At 66.4% G+C, this 16558-nt stretch carries 18 protein-coding genes; 9 read left to right on the plus strand and 9 right to left on the minus strand.

Annotated features, from left to right (window positions below; translation table 11 throughout):
* Nucleotides 1–14 precede the first annotated feature (14 nt).
* From ACR652_RS14525 to ACR652_RS14540, 4 genes are all read left to right on the plus strand, one after another.
* The gene (locus ACR652_RS14525) at nucleotides 15–2297 is read left to right on the plus strand and encodes an NADP-dependent malic enzyme (RefSeq protein ID WP_434507187.1); all 2283 of its coding nucleotides are present in this window, start codon (nucleotides 15–17) and stop codon (nucleotides 2295–2297) included.
* Nucleotides 2298–2459: 162 nt separating this feature from the next.
* Nucleotides 2460–4133 (plus strand): acyl-CoA dehydrogenase family protein, encoded by a 1674-nt coding sequence (locus tag ACR652_RS14530; protein WP_434507188.1) that lies wholly within the window; start codon nucleotides 2460–2462, stop codon nucleotides 4131–4133.
* A 300-nt stretch (nucleotides 4134–4433) separates the two neighbouring features.
* Nucleotides 4434–4715: a hypothetical protein gene (locus tag ACR652_RS14535; protein WP_434507189.1), complete on the plus strand. Its 282-nt coding sequence runs from the start codon at nucleotides 4434–4436 to the stop codon at nucleotides 4713–4715.
* A 110-nt stretch (nucleotides 4716–4825) separates the two neighbouring features.
* Nucleotides 4826–5287: a host attachment protein gene (locus ACR652_RS14540; RefSeq protein WP_434507190.1), complete on the plus strand. Its 462-nt coding sequence runs from the start codon at nucleotides 4826–4828 to the stop codon at nucleotides 5285–5287.
* 114 nt (nucleotides 5288–5401) lie between these two features.
* Here the strand turns inward: ACR652_RS14540 and trmD are convergent, their stop codons facing one another.
* From trmD to ACR652_RS14565, 5 genes are all read right to left on the minus strand, one after another.
* The gene (gene trmD, locus ACR652_RS14545; RefSeq protein ID WP_434507191.1) at nucleotides 5402–6091 is read right to left on the minus strand and encodes a tRNA (guanosine(37)-N1)-methyltransferase TrmD; all 690 of its coding nucleotides are present in this window, start codon (nucleotides 6089–6091) and stop codon (nucleotides 5402–5404) included.
* A 134-nt stretch (nucleotides 6092–6225) separates the two neighbouring features.
* Nucleotides 6226–6759, minus strand: coding sequence for a ribosome maturation factor RimM (gene rimM / locus ACR652_RS14550; RefSeq protein ID WP_434507192.1), 534 nt, complete (start codon nucleotides 6757–6759; stop codon nucleotides 6226–6228).
* A gap of 142 nt (nucleotides 6760–6901) precedes the next feature.
* Nucleotides 6902–7249 (minus strand): 30S ribosomal protein S16, encoded by a 348-nt coding sequence (gene rpsP, locus ACR652_RS14555; protein ID WP_434507193.1) that lies wholly within the window; start codon nucleotides 7247–7249, stop codon nucleotides 6902–6904.
* 24 nt (nucleotides 7250–7273) lie between these two features.
* A complete protein-coding gene (gene ffh / locus ACR652_RS14560; RefSeq protein ID WP_434507194.1) occupies nucleotides 7274–8800 on the minus strand; it encodes a signal recognition particle protein in 1527 nt (508 codons plus the stop codon).
* A gap of 266 nt (nucleotides 8801–9066) precedes the next feature.
* The gene (locus ACR652_RS14565; protein WP_434507195.1) at nucleotides 9067–10110 is read right to left on the minus strand and encodes an HpcH/HpaI aldolase/citrate lyase family protein; all 1044 of its coding nucleotides are present in this window, start codon (nucleotides 10108–10110) and stop codon (nucleotides 9067–9069) included.
* Nucleotides 10111–10265: 155 nt separating this feature from the next.
* Here ACR652_RS14565 and ACR652_RS14570 point away from each other — a divergent pair, with 155 nt between their 5' ends.
* Nucleotides 10266–10715, plus strand: coding sequence for an ankyrin repeat domain-containing protein (locus ACR652_RS14570; RefSeq protein WP_434507196.1), 450 nt, complete (start codon nucleotides 10266–10268; stop codon nucleotides 10713–10715).
* A gap of 104 nt (nucleotides 10716–10819) precedes the next feature.
* On the opposite strand, the gene ACR652_RS14575 is transcribed toward ACR652_RS14570, so the two are convergent.
* On the minus strand, nucleotides 10820–11095 hold the full coding sequence (locus ACR652_RS14575) for a hypothetical protein (protein WP_434507197.1): 276 nt from the start codon (nucleotides 11093–11095) through the stop codon (nucleotides 10820–10822).
* A gap of 207 nt (nucleotides 11096–11302) precedes the next feature.
* Between ACR652_RS14575 and ACR652_RS14580 the strand changes: the two genes are divergently transcribed.
* On the plus strand, nucleotides 11303–11662 hold the full coding sequence (locus tag ACR652_RS14580) for a DUF983 domain-containing protein (protein WP_434507198.1): 360 nt from the start codon (nucleotides 11303–11305) through the stop codon (nucleotides 11660–11662).
* A gap of 119 nt (nucleotides 11663–11781) precedes the next feature.
* On the opposite strand, the gene ACR652_RS14585 is transcribed toward ACR652_RS14580, so the two are convergent.
* From ACR652_RS14585 to ACR652_RS14595, 3 genes are all read right to left on the minus strand, one after another.
* A complete protein-coding gene (locus ACR652_RS14585; RefSeq protein WP_434507199.1) occupies nucleotides 11782–12765 on the minus strand; it encodes a hypothetical protein in 984 nt (327 codons plus the stop codon).
* Between the two features lie 581 nt (nucleotides 12766–13346).
* Nucleotides 13347–13883 carry a hypothetical protein gene (locus ACR652_RS14590; protein WP_434507200.1) on the minus strand — a complete coding sequence of 179 codons (537 nt, stop codon included), beginning with the start codon at nucleotides 13881–13883 and terminating at the stop codon, nucleotides 13347–13349.
* 433 nt (nucleotides 13884–14316) lie between these two features.
* Complete coding sequence (locus ACR652_RS14595; protein ID WP_434507201.1) at nucleotides 14317–14685, minus strand: RT0821/Lpp0805 family surface protein; 369 nt, start codon at nucleotides 14683–14685, stop codon at nucleotides 14317–14319.
* A gap of 179 nt (nucleotides 14686–14864) precedes the next feature.
* Here ACR652_RS14595 and pdxH point away from each other — a divergent pair, with 179 nt between their 5' ends.
* From pdxH to ACR652_RS14610, 3 genes are all read left to right on the plus strand, one after another.
* Nucleotides 14865–15479 carry a pyridoxamine 5'-phosphate oxidase gene (pdxH, locus tag ACR652_RS14600; protein WP_434507202.1) on the plus strand — a complete coding sequence of 205 codons (615 nt, stop codon included), beginning with the start codon at nucleotides 14865–14867 and terminating at the stop codon, nucleotides 15477–15479.
* A complete protein-coding gene (locus ACR652_RS14605; RefSeq protein WP_434507203.1) occupies nucleotides 15476–16024 on the plus strand; it encodes a TIGR02301 family protein in 549 nt (182 codons plus the stop codon). Before pdxH ends, ACR652_RS14605 begins: the two co-directional genes overlap by 4 nt.
* Before the next feature lie 110 nt (nucleotides 16025–16134).
* Nucleotides 16135–16389: a hypothetical protein gene (locus tag ACR652_RS14610; RefSeq protein WP_434507204.1), complete on the plus strand. Its 255-nt coding sequence runs from the start codon at nucleotides 16135–16137 to the stop codon at nucleotides 16387–16389.
* Nucleotides 16390–16558 lie beyond the last annotated feature (169 nt).

Consider the following 16558-nt stretch of genomic DNA (forward strand, 5'->3'; position numbering starts at 1 on the left):
GGGGCCCGCATCACATGGCGACAGACAAACCGACGGGGCAGGAGCGCCCGGTGTTTTCGGACAGGGAGGCGCTGCTCTTCCATTCGCGCGGGCGCCCGGGAAAGCTCGCCGTGGTGTCGACCAAGCCCATGGCCACGCAGCGCGATCTGTCGCTCGCCTATTCGCCGGGCGTCGCCGCGCCCGTGCTCGCCATCGCCAAGGACGCCTCGCTCGCCTATGACTATACGACGCGCGGCAACATGGTCGCGGTCATCACCAATGGCACCGCCATTCTGGGCCTCGGCGATCTCGGCCCGCTCGCCGCGAAGCCGGTGATGGAGGGCAAGGCCGCCCTGTTCAAGCGCTTCGCCGACATCGACTCCATCGATCTCGAGGTCGACGCCAAGGAGGTCGACGATTTCGTCAACGCCGTGCGCTTCCTCGGCCCGTCCTTCGGGGGGATCAATCTCGAGGACATCAAGGCGCCGGAGTGTTTCGTCATCGAGGAGCGGCTGCGCGACCTCATGGACATTCCTGTCTTCCACGACGATCAGCACGGCACGGCGATCATCTCCTCCGCCGGACTGCTCAACGCCTTGCTGCTGACGGGCCGCGACATCAAGACCGCCAAGCTCGTCTGCAACGGCGCCGGCGCCGCCGGCATCGCCTGTCTCGATCTGGTCAAGGCGCTCGGCTTCGATTCGCGCAATGTGACGCTGTGCGACACCAAGGGCGTCGTCTATCGCGGCCGCGAAGCGGGCATGAACCAGTGGAAGAGCGCCCACGCCGTCGAGACCAAGGCGCGCACGCTGACCGAGGCGCTGGAGGGCGCGGACATCTTCTTCGGCCTCTCGGTGAAGGGCGCGCTCACGCCCGAGATGCTCGCCTCCATGGCGCCCGATCCCATCATCTTCGCCATGGCCAATCCCGACCCGGAGATCACGCCGGAAGAGGCGCGGGCGGCGAGACCCGACGCCATCGTCGCCACGGGGCGCTCGGACTATCCCAATCAGGTCAACAACGTCCTGGGCTTTCCCTACATCTTCCGCGGCGCGCTCGACGTGCGCGCGAAGACCATCAACATGGAGATGAAGATCGCCGCCGTGCGGGCGCTCGCCGATCTCGCGCGCGAGGACGTGCCCGACGAAGTCGCCAACGCCTATCGCGGCGCGCGTCCGCGCTTCGGGCGCGATTATCTCATTCCCGCCCCCTTCGATCCGCGCCTGATCTCGGTCGTGCCGCCGGCGGTGGCCCGGGCGGCGATGGACTCGGGCGTCGCGCGCCGGCCGATCGTCGACATGAAGGCCTATCGGCACGAGCTTTCGGCGCGGCGCGATCCCATCGCGGGGCTGATGCAGACGATCCATGAGCGCGTGCGGCGAGAGCCCAAGCGCCTCGTCTTCGCCGAGGGCGAGGAACAGCAGGTGATCCGCGCCGCCGTCGCCTTTGTGAATCAGGGATTGGGCGAGGCGATTCTGGTCGGCCGCGAGGACCGCGTGAAGGCGTCGGCCGCCGCCGCCGGCGTCGAGCTGGTGTCCGGCATCGAGATTCACAACGCCAAACTCTCGAACCGCAACGCCGTCTATGCGCAATTCCTGTTCGAACGGCTGCAGCGCAAGGGCTTCCTGCTGCGCGACTGCCAGCGCCTGATCAATCAGGACCGCAATCATTTCGCGGCGGCCATGGTGGCGCCCGGCGACGCCGACGCCATGGTCACCGGCGTCACGCGCAATTTCTCCAACGCGCTCGAGGAAGTGCGCCGCGTCGTCGACCAGAAGCCCGGCCACCGCGTCATCGGCGTGTCGCTGATCATCGCCAAGGGCCGCGTGGTCGTCGTCGCCGATACGGCGATCACCGAACTGCCGGAGGCGGAGGAGCTCGCCGAAATCGCCATCGAGGCCGCGGGCGTGGCGCGCCGCATCGGCCTGACGCCGCGCGTCGCCATGCTGGCCTTCTCGACCTTCGGCTATCCGCCGGGCGAGCGCACCGCGCGCGTGCATCAGGCGGTGCGCGTGCTCGACCAGCGCCGAGTCGATTTCGAATATGAGGGCGAAATGGGCGCGGACATCGCGCTCAACAAGGAGCTGATGGGCGCCTATCCCTTCAGCCGCCTCAAGGACACGGCGAATGTGCTGATCATGCCGGCCTTCCACTCGGCGGCCATCTCGACCAAGATGCTTCAGGAGCTCGGCGACGCCACCGTGCTCGGCCCGCTGATCGTCGGCCTCGACAAGCCGATCCAGATCGTCCAGCTCGGCGCGACCGATACGGAGATCATGAATATGGCGGCGATCGCGGCCTTCGGCATCGGGGGATAGAGCGCCCGTCATAGAGGAAAGCGATCACGCCAGAGGCCCGCGCCCGCGATGATGCGGCGCAGGGCCTTCCTGTTGCGTCGCAGCCCAAATGGCGGCATGAAGAGCGCAAAATTTCCAATCAATCCGCCCTGCAACGGGCCTCATTCCGGGTAGGAAACAAGAATGACCGCAGCCGTCGCGACGAAACTCGAACCCGCCAATTGGCTCACCGACGCGAAAGACGCGCTCGGCGCCGTCGAGGCGCTCTATCAGGAGGCGCTCGCCAGCGTCCGCGCCCGCGTAACCCGCGACGGCAAGCTCTCCAATGAGCTGATCGAAGCCGATCAGCACGCCGCTCACGGCCTCGCCTGGTTCGCGACTTATGTACAGGGCCTGAAGGAGCTCATCGACTACGCCGAGCGCCTGACCGCCGAGGGGGCCTATGGCGAGACCGAGGAGCTTCTCAACCAGATCGGCTACGCCGAGCTTCTCGCCCAGGTCTATGGCGGCATTCCCATGAGCCAGGGCGAGACCGTCCGTCTCGCCGACTTCGGCCTCGCCGCCCAGCAGATCGCCGCCAGGCGCCCGGCCTCGGTCGATCGCCTGATCCTCTCGGGCAACACGCCCGCCAATCGCGCCCGTCTCGCCGAGCTGATCGACCATCACGCCGCGGCCGAGACCATCGGCGCCTCGGGCCTCGACGAGACGCTGGAGGCCATCCGCAGCGAAATGCGCAAATTCGCGGCCGACAATGTCGTGCCTTTCGCGCAGGAGTGGCACGCCAAAAACGAATATATCCCGCTGGAGGTCATCTCCGGCCTCGCCGAGCTCGGCGTCTTCGGCCTCACCATTCCGGAGGAATATGGCGGCTCGGGCATGGGCAAGATCGCCATGTGCGTCGTCTCCGAGGAACTGTCGCGCGCCTATATCGGCGTCGGCTCGCTGGGCACGCGCTCCGAGATCGCGGGCGAACTCATCCTCGTCGGCGGCACGGAGGAGCAGAAGAACAAATATCTGCCGAAGATCGCGTCGGGCGAGATTCTGCCCACCGCCGTCTTCACCGAGCCGAACAACGGCTCCGATCTCGCCGGCCTGCGCACCCGCGCCGTGCGCGAGGGCGACGTCTACAAGGTCACCGGCAACAAGACCTGGATCACCCATCCGGTCCGCGCCGACATCATGACCCTGCTGACCCGCACCAATCCGAACGAGAAGGGCTACAAGGGCCTCTCCATGTTCATCGCCGAGAAGCCGCGCGGCACGGATGAACATCCGTTCCCGGCCAAGGGCATGACCGGCGGCGAGATCGAGGTGCTCGGCTATCGCGGCATGAAGGAGTTCGAGATCGGCTTCGACAATTTCGAAGTGCCGGCCGGAAATCTCCTCGGCGGCGAGGAGGGCAAGGGCTTCAAGCAGCTCATGGAGACCTTCGAGTCGGCCCGCATCCAGACCGCCGCGCGCGCGCTCGGCGTCGCCCAGTGCGCCCTCGACCTCGGCCTGAAATACGCCAAGGAGCGCATTCAGTTCGGCAAGCCTCTGTTTGCCTTCCCGCGCGTCTTCAACAAGATCGTCTCCATGGCGGTCGAAATCCACGTCGCCCGCCAGATCACCTATTTCGCCGCGCGCGAAAAGGACGAGGGCAAGCGCTGCGATCTCGAGGCCGGCATGTCCAAGCTGCTCGGCGCCCGCGTCGCCTGGGCGGCGGCGGACAACGCCCTGCAAATCCACGGCGGCAACGGCTTCGCGCTGGAATATCCGGTCTCCCGCGTCCTCTGCGACGCCCGCATCCTTAACATCTTCGAGGGCGCGGCGGAGATTCAGGCGCAGGTCATCGCGCGCCGCCTGCTGGAGGGCTGAGCCCCTTCAACAGCCGATCATCCAGAGGGGTCCCGCCAGGGGCCCCTTTTTGTTTGAATTGCTACAGGGTCGGGCCAGATTTTGCGCAGCCTGCGACATTTTTTTGCAGTGCGGCGATATGGCGCAGAGCCTTGTTATTCATGGGGATAGTTTTAAGGGCCAAGATCAAATTTACTCTGGCGTAAGTTTCGGCGCGCATTATATGTTGCAATGCACAAGCAGCGCGGCAGACATGCGCGAGAAGGCCATCCACGAAGCGGAAAGGTTTTTCCCGGAGCGTGGGCTGGCAAGGAGGTTTCCATGTTGGACTCGGTCAGACAGTATCTCCAGGACTGGTCGGACGCCTGCGAATACGCCAATGAATGTGCGCCCGATCTGTCCATCTTCGGCAATGGCGAGCCCTTTACGGCGCTCCTGTTCATCGCGGCGGCCTGCTGGCTCGCCTGGGCCTTCAACGAGGCGCGGATTCACCGCCGCGCCGATGCGGCCGCCGGCGTCGCCGGTTCGGCCCAAAACGAGCTGATGACTGTCGTGGAACAGATGAAGACGGGCGCGGGCGCGCCTGAAAAGCTCGCCGCCTGACACGCGATCGACGCTGGCGGGCGCGTCTTTTTGGCGCGAACGGCCAAGCTTGCTCTCCCCTCCCGGAGCCGCCACATGTCTGGCGACGCTTTCAATGACGAGGGGACGACATGAGTTCGATTGCGGTCCATAATGGCGCCTGGGTGCTCGTCGGGGACGGCCGGCGGGCCCTGTTCTTCCAAAATCACGGCGACGCCGAAATTCTCGACCTGCGCGTCCTCGAGACGCGGATCGACGAGAATCCCGCGACTCGCGAGCAGGGCTCCGACGCCCCCGGCCGCGCCTTCGCCTCGGCCGGCTCGCATGCGCGCAGCAGCATGGGCAATGTCGACTGGCACGAGCTCGAGGAAGAGCGTTTCGCCCGCGCCATGGCCGACCGCATCAACGCCGCCGCGGAAAGCGGCGCGCTGAAGGAAATTGTCATCGTCGCGCCGCCGAGGACGCTCGGCGAAATCCGCAAGGACCTCTCCGTCAAGGCGCAAGGCAAGGTCGCGGGCGAACTCGACAAGGACCTGACCAAGCACCCGCTTCCCGAGATCGAGAAGGCGCTGGCGTTGAAGCCGGCAGGCTGACGCCCCTCGCTCCAACCCCCCTCCCCGCTGTCGCGGGGCGAGGGAGTCCCGATCCCCTCTCCCCGCATGCGGGGAGAGGGTCAGGGAGGGGCAGGCCGCCTCAACGACTGGCGGCTACTCTTTGCGCCCGGCGAGAAGATCAGGCCGCCGCGCGCGGGTCAGCGCCAGCGCCTGCTCATGGCGCCATTTCGCGATCTTCGCATGGTCTCCCGAAAGCAGAATTTCCGGTATCTCGCGCCCCTCGAAATCGCGCGGGCGCGTGTAATGCGGATATTCGAGCAAGCCGCCTTCGAAACTTTCCTCTTCCCCTGAGAGCTCCTCGCCCATCACGCCCGGCAGCAGGCGCACGCAGGCGTCCATGAGCGCGAGCGCGGCGACTTCGCCGCCAGAGAGAATGTAATCGCCGATGGAGACCTCTTCGAGGTTGCGCGCGGCGATGATGCGTTCGTCGACGCCCTCGAAGCGGGCGCAGAGAATGATCGCGCCCGGCCCGGCGGCGAGCGCGCGCACCCTCTCCTGGGTGAGCGGCCGCCCGCGCGGGCTCATCAGCAGACGGGGCCGGAGATCGCCGGCCGGCGCCGCCGCGTCGATCGCGGCCGCGAGGACGTCGGCGCGCATGACCATGCCGGGGCCGCCGCCCGCAGGCGTATCGTCCACGGCCCGGTGGCGTCCAATCCCATGCTCGCGGATCTGCCGCGTTTCCAAGGCCCAGACGCCGCGCGCGAGCGCGTCCCCCGCGAGCGAGAGTCCGAGCGGACCGGGAAACATGTCGGGAAACAGCGTGAGGATCGTCGCGCGCCACATGGGCCGCTTATGGCATGGGGGCGCGCCGAACCGCTAGAGCGCTTTCCGCCGAAGTGGAAACCGGTTCGGCGAGAGAAAGCGCCACAAAACAGAAAGCGAGAGCCCGCTCTGAGTCCGTCAGAGCGGCAAATGCTCTAGCCCTCGCCCGTTTCGGTCTCGACTTCCGCCGGTGGCTCGATCACCACGCGGCCTTGCGCAACAGCGACGACTGGAACCACCGCTTTGGTGAAGGGAAAGAGCAGAGTCTCGCCGCCGCCGGCGGGCGCGACCTCGAGAATGTCGCCCGCGCCGAAATTGCGCACGGCGATCACGGTCCCGATCTCGCCGCTCGCGCGCGTTTGCGCGCTGAGGCCCACGAGGTCGGTAAGATAGAATTCCTCTTCGTCCTCGGGCGCGGGGAGCCGGTCGCGGGCGATGAAGAGCTCGACGCCCGTGAGCGCCTCCGCGCCGGAACGGTCGGCGACGCCCTCGACGCGGGCGACGAGTATGTCCTTGCCTTGCGGGCGGACGGAGAGAAGACGGAAACTTGCGGCGCCGCGCCTGTCGGTCAGCGGGCCATAGGTTGCGATCGCCACCGGATCGCCGGTGTAGCTTTGCAGACGAATCTCGCCGCGCACGCCATGCGGCGCGCCAAAACGACCGAGAAGGACGAGGTTTGTCTTGGTCATAGCGGCAGCCGCGAGGCCCCCTCCCTGTCCCTCCCCCGCTTGCGCGGGAGAGGGGACCCTCACGACCAGCAAGGCCGATGAAGGCCCGGCTCTGCTCCCTCTCCCGCGCAAGTGGGGGAGGGTTGGGGAGGGGGCTGACCCCTTACTCAGCCGCGGCGGCGGCTTCGGCGGCGGCGGCGGCGCGCTCCTGCGCCTTCTTCTTGGGCTGCGCCTTCTGCGGATTGTTGCGCGCCTCGCGCGTCAGCAGGCCGGCGGCGTCGAGCAGACGGGCGACGCGATCGGTCGGCTGCGCGCCCTTGGCGAGCCATTCCTTCGCCTTCTCGCCGTCGAGCACGACGCGGTCGGCGGCGTCCTTCGCCTTCAGCGGGTCGAAGGTGCCGAGCTTCTCGATGTAACGGCCGTCGCGGGGCGAACGGGAGTCGGCGACGACGACGCGATAGAAGGGGCGCTTCTTGGCGCCGCCGCGGGCGAGACGGATCTTGAGAGACATGTGACAGGTTCCTTCAGTCTATGGTTACTTTTTCTTTCCGAACGGATTGAGTCCGCTCAGCAGTCCGCCGCCGAGCCCCGGAAGGTTCGGCTTTTGAGCAAGGAGATCGGCCGGGGGAGCGGCCGGGATGCCGGGGGCGCCGGGAGGGGCACCGCCGAGCTTCTCCTGCAACTTCTGCAATTCCTCCTGCGAGGGCATTTCCATGCCCTTGGGGCCGAGCCCCATCTGGGCGGCCTTGCCCATCATCCCGCCGCGCTTGCCGGCGCCGAAGGATTTCATGAGATCGGCCATCTGGCGATGCTGCTTGAGGAGCTTGTTGACATCCTCGACCCGCGCGCCGGAGCCAGAAGCGATGCGCTTCTTGCGCGAGGCCTTGAGGAGGTCGGGGTTGCGCCGCTCCTGCGGCGTCATGGAGAGGATGATGGCGCGCTGGCGCTTGATCAGCCCCTCGTCGAGATTGGCGATCTGGTCCTTCATCTTGGCGACGCCGGGCAGAAGCCCCATGATGCCGCCGAGACCGCCGAGCTTCTCCACCTGCGCGAGCTGGTCGCAGAGATCCTGAAGGTCGAACTTGCCCTTGGCGATGCGCGCGGCCGCCTTGCGGGCTTCCTCCGCGTCGATCGACGCCGCCGCCTTTTCCACGAGGGCGACGATGTCGCCCATGCCGAGAATGCGCTGGGCGATGCGGCTCGGCGAGAATTCGTCGAGCGCGTCCAACTTTTCGCCGGTGCCGATGAGCTTGATCGGCTTGCCGGTGACGAAGCGCATGGAGAGGGCCGCGCCGCCGCGCCCGTCGCCGTCCATACGCGTCAATACGATGCCGGTGAGGCCGACGCGCTCGTCGAAGTTCTTGGCGAGATTGACCGCGTCCTGACCGGTCAGCGAGTCGGCGACGAGAAGGATTTCATGCGGGCTGGCGTAGGACTTGATGTCCGCCATCTCCTGCATGAGCGGTTCGTCGATATGGGTGCGGCCCGCCGTGTCGAGCAGCACGGCGTCATAGCCCTGAAGGCGCGCGGCCTCCATGGCGCGGCGGGCGATCTGGATCGGCGTCTGGCCGGCGACGATGGGCAGCGTGTCGACCTCGACCTGACGGCCGAGCACGGCGAGCTGCTCCTGCGCGGCCGGGCGCTTCACATCCAGCGAGGCCATCAGCACGCGCTTGTCGTGGCGCTCCTTGAGGCGCTTGGCGATCTTGGCGGTGGTCGTGGTCTTGCCCGCGCCCTGGAGGCCGACCATCATGATCGCGACGGGCGGTTTGGCGGCGAGGTCGATCGGCTGCGCCGTCTCGCCCAGCGTCTCGATCAGCACGTCATTGACGATCTTGACGACCATCTGGCCGGGCGACACCGATTTGATGACGCCCGCGCCGACCGCGCGGTCGCGCACCTTGTCGGCGAAGGACCGCACGACGTCGAGGGCGACGTCGGCTTCGAGCAGCGCCTTGCGGATCTCGCGCAGCGCTTCGCTGACGTCGGCCTCGGTCAGCGACCCGCGCCGGGTCAGCCGGTCGAATACGGCGGAGAGCTTGTCGGAAAGGCTCTCGAACATGTTTTCTCTCCTGCGACGGGCGACTCTGGCCAGCCGCCGCTCCAAAGCAAAACGCGCCCGGGGGCGCATCGCGCTGCCGGGCGTTGGCCTGCCGTCTCGAAGGGCGGCTGGGCTGTTGAACGGTTTTCTCTTTCGAGAGTGGAGGATTGCTTAGGCGGATGTGGCGGGGAAGTCAATCTTGGCCACGCCGCCCGGAGCACAAATGAAAAGAGGCGCGTCCACCTCTGGACGCGCCTCTCATACATCATGTCAGGGGCGCGCCTCGATCACAACCCGTAAATCTTCGCGAAATCCGCATCCTTCGCGGCGACCTGCCTGGCCAGATCGACCACCACCTTGCACTGTTTCCAGGTGGCGTCGTCCTGCATGCGGCCGTCGATCATCACCGCGCCGGTGCCGTCGGGCATGGCCTCCAGCACGCGCTTGGCGAAGGCCACTTCCTTCGGATCGGGCGAGAAGACGCGCTTGGCGATCTCGATCTGGGTCGGATGCAGCGACCAGGCGCCCGCGCAGCCGAGCAGGAAGGCGTTGCGGAACTGGGACTCGCAGGCCGGCGCGTCCGAGAAATCGCCGAAGGGGCCGTAGAAGGCCTTGATGCCGGCGGAGGCGCAGGCGTCGACCATCTTGGCGATGGTGTAATGCCAGAGGTCCTGCTGGAAGGTCGCGCGCAGGCCCGCGCCCGGATCGGCGTCGGCGATCACCTTATATTCCGGATGGCCGCCGCCGACGCGGGTGGTCTTCATGGCGCGCGAGGCCGCGAGATCGGCCGGACCCAGCGAAATGCCGTGCATGCGCGGGCTCGCCGCGGCGATGGCGTCGACATTCTTGACGCCCTCGGCGGTCTCCAGAATGGCGTGGATCAGGATGGGCCTGGTGACGCCGTTCTTCGCCTCGAGCTGGGCGAGAAGCTGGTCGAGATAGGCGATGTCCCAGGGGCCTTCGACCTTGGGCAACATCACCACGTCGAGCTTGTTGCCGACCGCGCCGACGATCTCGATCATGTCGTCGAGCGCCCAGGGGCTGTTTAAGGAATTCATCCGGGTCCACAGGCCGGTCGAGCCGAAATCGGTCGATTTGGCCATTTCGATGAAGCCCGCGCGGGCGGCTTCCTTGGCGTCGGCCGGAATCGCGTCCTCCAGATTGCCCAGCACCACATCCACCTGCCTGGCGATGTCGGGAACCTTGGCGCGCATCTTCTCCATGTGCGGCGGCACGAAATGGATCATGCGCTCGACCTTGACCGGCGGCTCGCGATAGGGCGCCGGCGCGCCGATGGCCAGCGGGCGGTAGAACTGATTGGGCAGTTTCATGAGGCAGGGCTCCGGGCTCGCGCTTCTGTGGCGCGGGAAAAAGGATGCGCCGAGCTAGCGCAGACGCGGCGCGATGGCAATGGCGGGCCCTCCGGCGGCTGGCCCCGACTTCGCATGCGGCGGGCCCGGAGCCACCGGAACGAAAGCCAGATCACATGCCGAGCGACGCCTTGCGGGCCTTCCTGGCCGAACACGGATTTGCGCCGGACGAGATCAATGGCGCCGGCAGGGACATGGTCACGCCGCTGATGCTCGCCGCGCGGCTCGGCGGCCCCGCGCTGACGCGGGAGCTGATCGCGGCCGGCGCCGACCTCCACGCAGTCAACGCCGACGGCAATCAGGCCCTCTGGCTCGCCTGCGTCAATGAGAACGTCGAGACCATGGGGGTTCTGATCGAGGCCGGAATCGACGTCGAGCACGTCAATGCGACAGGCGCCACCGCCTTGATGTTCGCCGCCTCGTCCGGCCGGGCCCGGTCTGTGGCGCGGCTGCTCGAAGCCGGGGCCGATCCGCTCTTCGAGACCAGCCTGGGTCTGACGGCGCTCGACATGGCCGCGACGCTCGACTGTCTGCGCCTCATGCGCGACGCGGCGCGCCGAAGGTAGGATGGAGAGCCCCGGCGGTCGCCAGGCGGACTCACACAGCTCCTCCGCCTCGCCGCACGCGCGCGAGTCCCATACTAGCGGCGAAGCTCGAGCAGGTCCACGCCTCAGGGGCAGGCGGTCTTCACGATGACGCCGTCGCGGTGCAGGTAATATTCGACGCAGGAGCGGTCGTTGACCAGCACCGGGCGCTTGCCGATTTCGGCGGCCTTGAGAAAATCCAGCAGCGTCGTGCGACCCTTGCCGTCCCAGTCCATCTCGGCCCACGCATATCCGGCGCGCCAGGCCGCGAAGACCCGCGCCGACAGGAAGAACGCCGGAACGACGAGCAAGGCGATGAGGCTCGTGACGAAGAGGCGGCGCCTGTCGAAGGGCGAGGACATGTGTGCGGCTCCCGGAGTGCTAGCGCAGAGATTAGCGCCGCCGGGCTGAAGGACAAACCTTGACCGTTTATAAACGCCCGCCCGCCCCGCCCTGTCCCGGCCCGGGACGCGCGGACGAAAACGGGCACAAAAGGCGTCCAAATCGGCGCCGCTTGATTCGCAGGCGCCCAACGTGAAAAAAGCCTTACCGGCAAAAAGGAAGGTCTCATGAGCGACGCGGCGTCAACGTCCCTCTCTCTCTGGCGCGGGGCGCGGATGAAATGCCCGCGCTGCGGCGAGGGGCGAATTTTCAGGAGCTATCTCACGCGGGAAGACGCCTGCCCCCATTGCCGCGAGAGCTTCGAGGGACTGGACGCCGACGACGGGCCGGCCTGGCTCACCATCGGCCTCGTCGCCCATATCGTCGTGCCGCTGCTCATCTTCCTCGAGCGCGGACCGCTGATGCCCTATTGGCAGGAGGCGGGGATTCTCGTTCTCGTGACGATCGTCTCCGCCCTGCTGTTTCTGCCGGTCTCGAAAGGCCTCTTCGTGGCGGCCTTGTGGGTGATCAACCGGAAGGCGGATTGATCCGCCGTCCTTTATGTCCCTTGGGCTGTCGCTCCGACGCGGGCGGCGCGGCGTGACCGGGATCGCCGCGGCCAACGCCGTTTGATGCGCCGCCACATGAGCCGGATGGCGCGGATGCGCTAGCCGTTGTTGGCGGACTCCCGGTTGTTATGCCGCCCGTTCGAAGGGTCGAAGGTTTCGCTTGCACGAGGGTCGTCTTCCTTTCGGCTTTCGGCGTCCATTGCGACGAGCCCTATCACATGTTCGGAGATCACCTCGAGGGCGCCGGACATGGCCTCGTCGGACAAATAGGACAAGGAGAGAACGGAACACATTGACGAGAAGACACAGTAAAAAGCGGCGAACCCCGCATCCAGCTCGTCAACTCGCGGAAGAGCGTCATCAGGCAGATTTTGCGCTTTCTCTGCCGCAAACTCTTCAATGAGCTGGATCGCGCGGGGCGGGAGAGCGCCTCCTTCCCACCGGATATTCTCCCGTAGAAGAGTTTCCTCGACCTTGTCCTGCAGCGCATCCCAGTCCCGCTGCCGCATGAAGTTCAGGGGCGTCTTATAGGCAGTGATATGAGGCGGGCGCGCAGCGTTGATTTTATCGACGATTGCTGCATGACAAGGTTTCAGGGCCGCTTGTGCGAAAGCCTCGGCGAAACATTTCTCGATTGCCTGTCGGCCGCGCCTTGCAATGATCTCGTTGGAATGGAATTCGTCCATGACCTTGGCGAGGACCGACTTGGCCACATAAAACAGCATTTCGACATCGGGGTTGTCGCGGTCGAACACGCCGGACGATAAGAGCGCATGTGCGAGATGGATGGTCGCGGACTTGTAAAGCTCATCGCCCAGAGTTCTATTTTCGATTGGATAGCGCGCATCGAACGCGGCGAGCGTCTCGCCGAGCTGAAAGATCTCTTGAACCGTCTGCGCCGCCCTGTCCGTGTCCGCGCGGAGGGAACGCCCCGAGACCGGCGCCGACGGCAGTTCGAGGGGCTTGATGTAAAGCGGGAGCCTCCTGTTCAATTCGGCGACGCCCTGACGGGCCGGCTCCAGATAGTCTTCAAAAAAACCATTCAGGCCCATCGCCACCGCGTTAAGCTGATTTTCGCTCATGCGGGAGACGAATCCCCCATCGCCGCCGCGATGAAGCGGAGAAGAGCTGTTGGCGCTTACGGGCTGCGCATCAACGCCCGGCGAAGGGCTCGGCGATGGACTTGGGGAAGGGCTCGGTGAAGGACTTGGCGAAGGGCTCGGTGAAGGGCTCGGCGAAGGACTTGGCGAAAGGCTCGCATCCTCGGCGCCGACCGAGGCCTGCTCCACATGTCTCTCCTGCAAAACAGGCCCGGCGCCCCCTTGAGGCAGAGGCGCGGGCGCGCCGGTCTGCGCATGCTCGCCGAAAAAAGCGGTTTTCTGGTCATCCTCGGGAGGGAGAAGCACGACCGGCGCTCCTGTTTGCGGATGCAGCCCTTCGTTCTCAAAATTGTTTTGTGGACTGACAGTGGCGGGCAGGCCGCCGATCGGGGCGGCGTTTCCGATGCGATCCGACATGTTTGCGCTCCGCAGGGGTCGATGGTGCGCGAAGCAGATTGCGCCGACGCCGTGCGGCGCGTTGTCACGAAGATCACAGTGGAGGCGGCGACGCACGGACGGTCTCCCCCTCTCCGCCGCCGCCTCATGACGTTTGATCGTGGGGATCAGCCCTCCGAGCTGGACTCGTCGCTGCCGGACTCGCTCCCCGATCCGTCGGCGTTGGCGTTGTTGTGCGACACGCGGCCTCCCTGACCGAACGCGCCACCGAGCCAATTCGACGGCACATCGTCATCGCTCGAACTGGACGTATCGGAACTGGTCGAGGTCGACAGCGTGTCTTCCGAGGAGATCGAGTCGATGCGGTAAAATCGGTTGAGAAACGCAGCGTGCGCCTGGTCGGCAGCCTTGCGAAGCGCATCGTCTTCCTTGCTCCGCGGCTCTTCTGACCACTCGAAGGCAAAGACGGGCGATTCTCCGCCCTCGCCTTCCGCCGAAAGGGCCTCTTCATACTCCTCTTCGTCCAGGACGAGCCGCTGGCGAGAGTCCCCGCAAATGAAGGTCAGCCCGCCCGTGGATGTTTCGACATAGATTGCGGGCGTCCCGGCGCCTCCCGCGCGTTCATGAATTTCCGCCGCCCAGTCCAGCACCTCCCGAGGAATGCGGATGTTCGTTGGCCGAAGCCCGTCGCGGGCGCCCGCCACATTCGGCAGCGGACTGGGGCTCGGACTCGGACTCGGGCTCGGCCCCAAGTGGGCGTCCAGGCCGGGACTGGGGCTGGGAGAGGGGGACGGGATGTGTGAACCGGAACGCGCCGGTTCGCGCGTGTCCGGGAGAGCGGCGACAACGCGCTCGGAAAGCGAAACGATTGGCGCGTTGTCGAGCATATCGGCATGTCGCGCGCGCTCATCGACGAGGTTGGCGCGTGGATCGGCGTCAGAGTCGAGTATTTGGACCAGCGCGCCGGTTTGCGGATGCGCTCCTGCCTGAAGCTGCGCGTCGGACTGATTCGCAGCCGTGCCGGGCCGTGGGCTGGGGCTCGTTGACGTAACGTTGGACAATGCCGTCTCCTTTGCTCTGGCGTGAGCTTGACAACGGCGTGTATGCAATCAGCAGGCCAGAGCGATCCCCGTCGGGTCAGCCCTTGGCGGCCTTCACCTCGGTCAGCGTCCAGTCCGCTGATTTCTCGCGGCAGGCGGCCCCCTGGAGTTTTTCATTTGCGTCGTCCGCCGTGATTTCGGCGACGAAGGCGCGGCAGATTTTCGCGTCGAGCGGATAGGGCTGCCCGGCGGGCGTGAAGGAGCCCTTCGCGCCCGACTGGGGATTGTCCCAATGCACGCGCGCGCCGCTGCCCTGCGGATCGAGCGCGGTGTCGAGCGCCGCCATGGCGCGGCGCAGGTCCTCGGCGTCGAGCCGGCGCGACAGCCTTGGGATGGGCTTGGCGATGGAGCCTGTCGTATCCTCCGGCGCGCCGCGCCACAGCGCGGAGTCGGCGGAAGTGCCCATGGGAATGGCGATCGAGCAACCCGACAAGGCGCAGGCGGCGATGAGCGTCCCGACGGCGCCGCCGCGCGGGAATTGAGCAAATGGGCCAGCGGTTATATGTCTGGTACACGTGAACAGCAAAGCGCCACCTTACAAACGCGCAGCGCCCCGATGAGCGGCGCTCGAGAGAGGATTTTCGCGTGAACGCGTTAACGACGGGTGACTTTGTCGAGGCCGTGGAGCCCTTTGAGCTTTTCGGGCAATGGTTCGGGGACGCCAGGCAAAAGGAAATCAACGACCCGGAGGCGATGTGCGTCGCAACCGCCGACGCCGACGGCCTGCCCGACGCGCGCATGGTGCTGATGAAGGACTGGAGCCCGGAGGGCTTCGTCTTCTACACCAACGCCGAGAGCGCCAAGGGCCGCCAGCTTGCCGCCAACATGAAGGCCGCCGCCCTGTTCCACTGGAAATCCCTGCGCCGGCAGGTGCGGCTGCGCGGGCCGGTGGAGCTTTTGAGCGAGGCCGAATCGGACGCCTATTACAACAGCCGCCCGCGCGATTCCCGCATCGGCGCCTGGGCCAGCCAGCAGTCGCGCCCGCTCGAAAGCCGCTTCGCGCTGGAAAAGGCGGTCGCGGCCTACGCCGCCAGATATGCGATCGGAGAGATTCCCCGTCCCCCCTACTGGCGCGGCTTCCGCATCGCGCCCGTGGCCATGGAGTTCTGGCAGGACCGGCCGTTCCGCCTCCATGACCGCGTGCGCTTCTTTCGCGACGCCCCCGGGCAGGACTGGCGCAAGGAGCGGCTCTATCCATGAGGCGGGGCGTCATCCTTGCGTCGGCTTGCGCCCTGCTTCTCGCCTCACAGGCCAGCGCGCAGGGGATTTTCGACATTTTCGGGCCCGACAGGCCGGAGCGCGCCGAGCCGGCGCGCGGCGAAAAGGCGAAGAAGAAACCCGACGCCGCCGCCAAGGCGAAGCGGGACGCGGCGAAGGCGAAGCCCGACGCCGGAAAGCCCGACGCCGCCAAGCCCGGCGCGCCCGCTGGCGATGCGCCGCCGCCGCCCTATGAGCCGCAACTGGTGCGCCTGTCGGAACTGCTCGGCGCGCTCGCCTTCCTGCGCGATCTCTGCGGCGAGAAGGACGGCGACGAGTGGCGCGGCAAAATGTCCGCCCTGATCGAGGCGGAGGCGCCGGGGGGGCCGAGGCGCGACAAATATGTCGCGGCCTTCAACCGGGGCTTTCGCGGCTATGAACTGACCTACCGCCGCTGCACGCCCAACGCCAGGGACGCGACCGCCCGCTATCTCGACGAAACGGCGAAAATCTCCCGCGAGGTCAGCTATCGGTTCGGGACTCCGTAACCCTCGCGGAAGCGCCCCGGCCCCGGCCGAAACGCTTTTTTCAAGCGGCAATTAACCTTTTGGAAAGACCCCGGTCGCGTCCGGGGGGCGTCTTGTCTAAAGTGCCTCCCATGACGCAACGGACATTTGCATCTTTCGGCGAGAGCGGCGGCGAGCAGCACAACGCCGCCCTCGCCTTTGTGACCGAGGCCTTCGCCGAGGCGATCCTCGCCGGGATCGAAAGCGACAGCTTCGCCTATGCGGCGCTTTCCGCCGCCCTGCGCGAACTCGTCGCAACCTATGGCGAGGAGACCGTGGCGACCTTCGCGCAGTCTCTTCCAGAGCGCATCCGCGCGGGGGAATTCACCATTTCCGCGCGCCACTAGTGTCCTGACTCTCAATTGCCGCCCAAAAACTCAAGCGGCGTGGGCTTTGTCGAGCGCCGCGCGGGCCCGATGGATTTTTTCGAGGATAGCCTCGCCTTTCGCCTTCCATTTATAGGGACGCGGATTGGCGTTGCGCTCGTCGAGATAAGCATTGATGTCCTCGACCAGT

Source organism: Methylocystis sp. (assembly GCF_051061225.1).
Taxonomy (GTDB): Bacteria; Pseudomonadota; Alphaproteobacteria; order Rhizobiales; family Beijerinckiaceae; genus Methylocystis.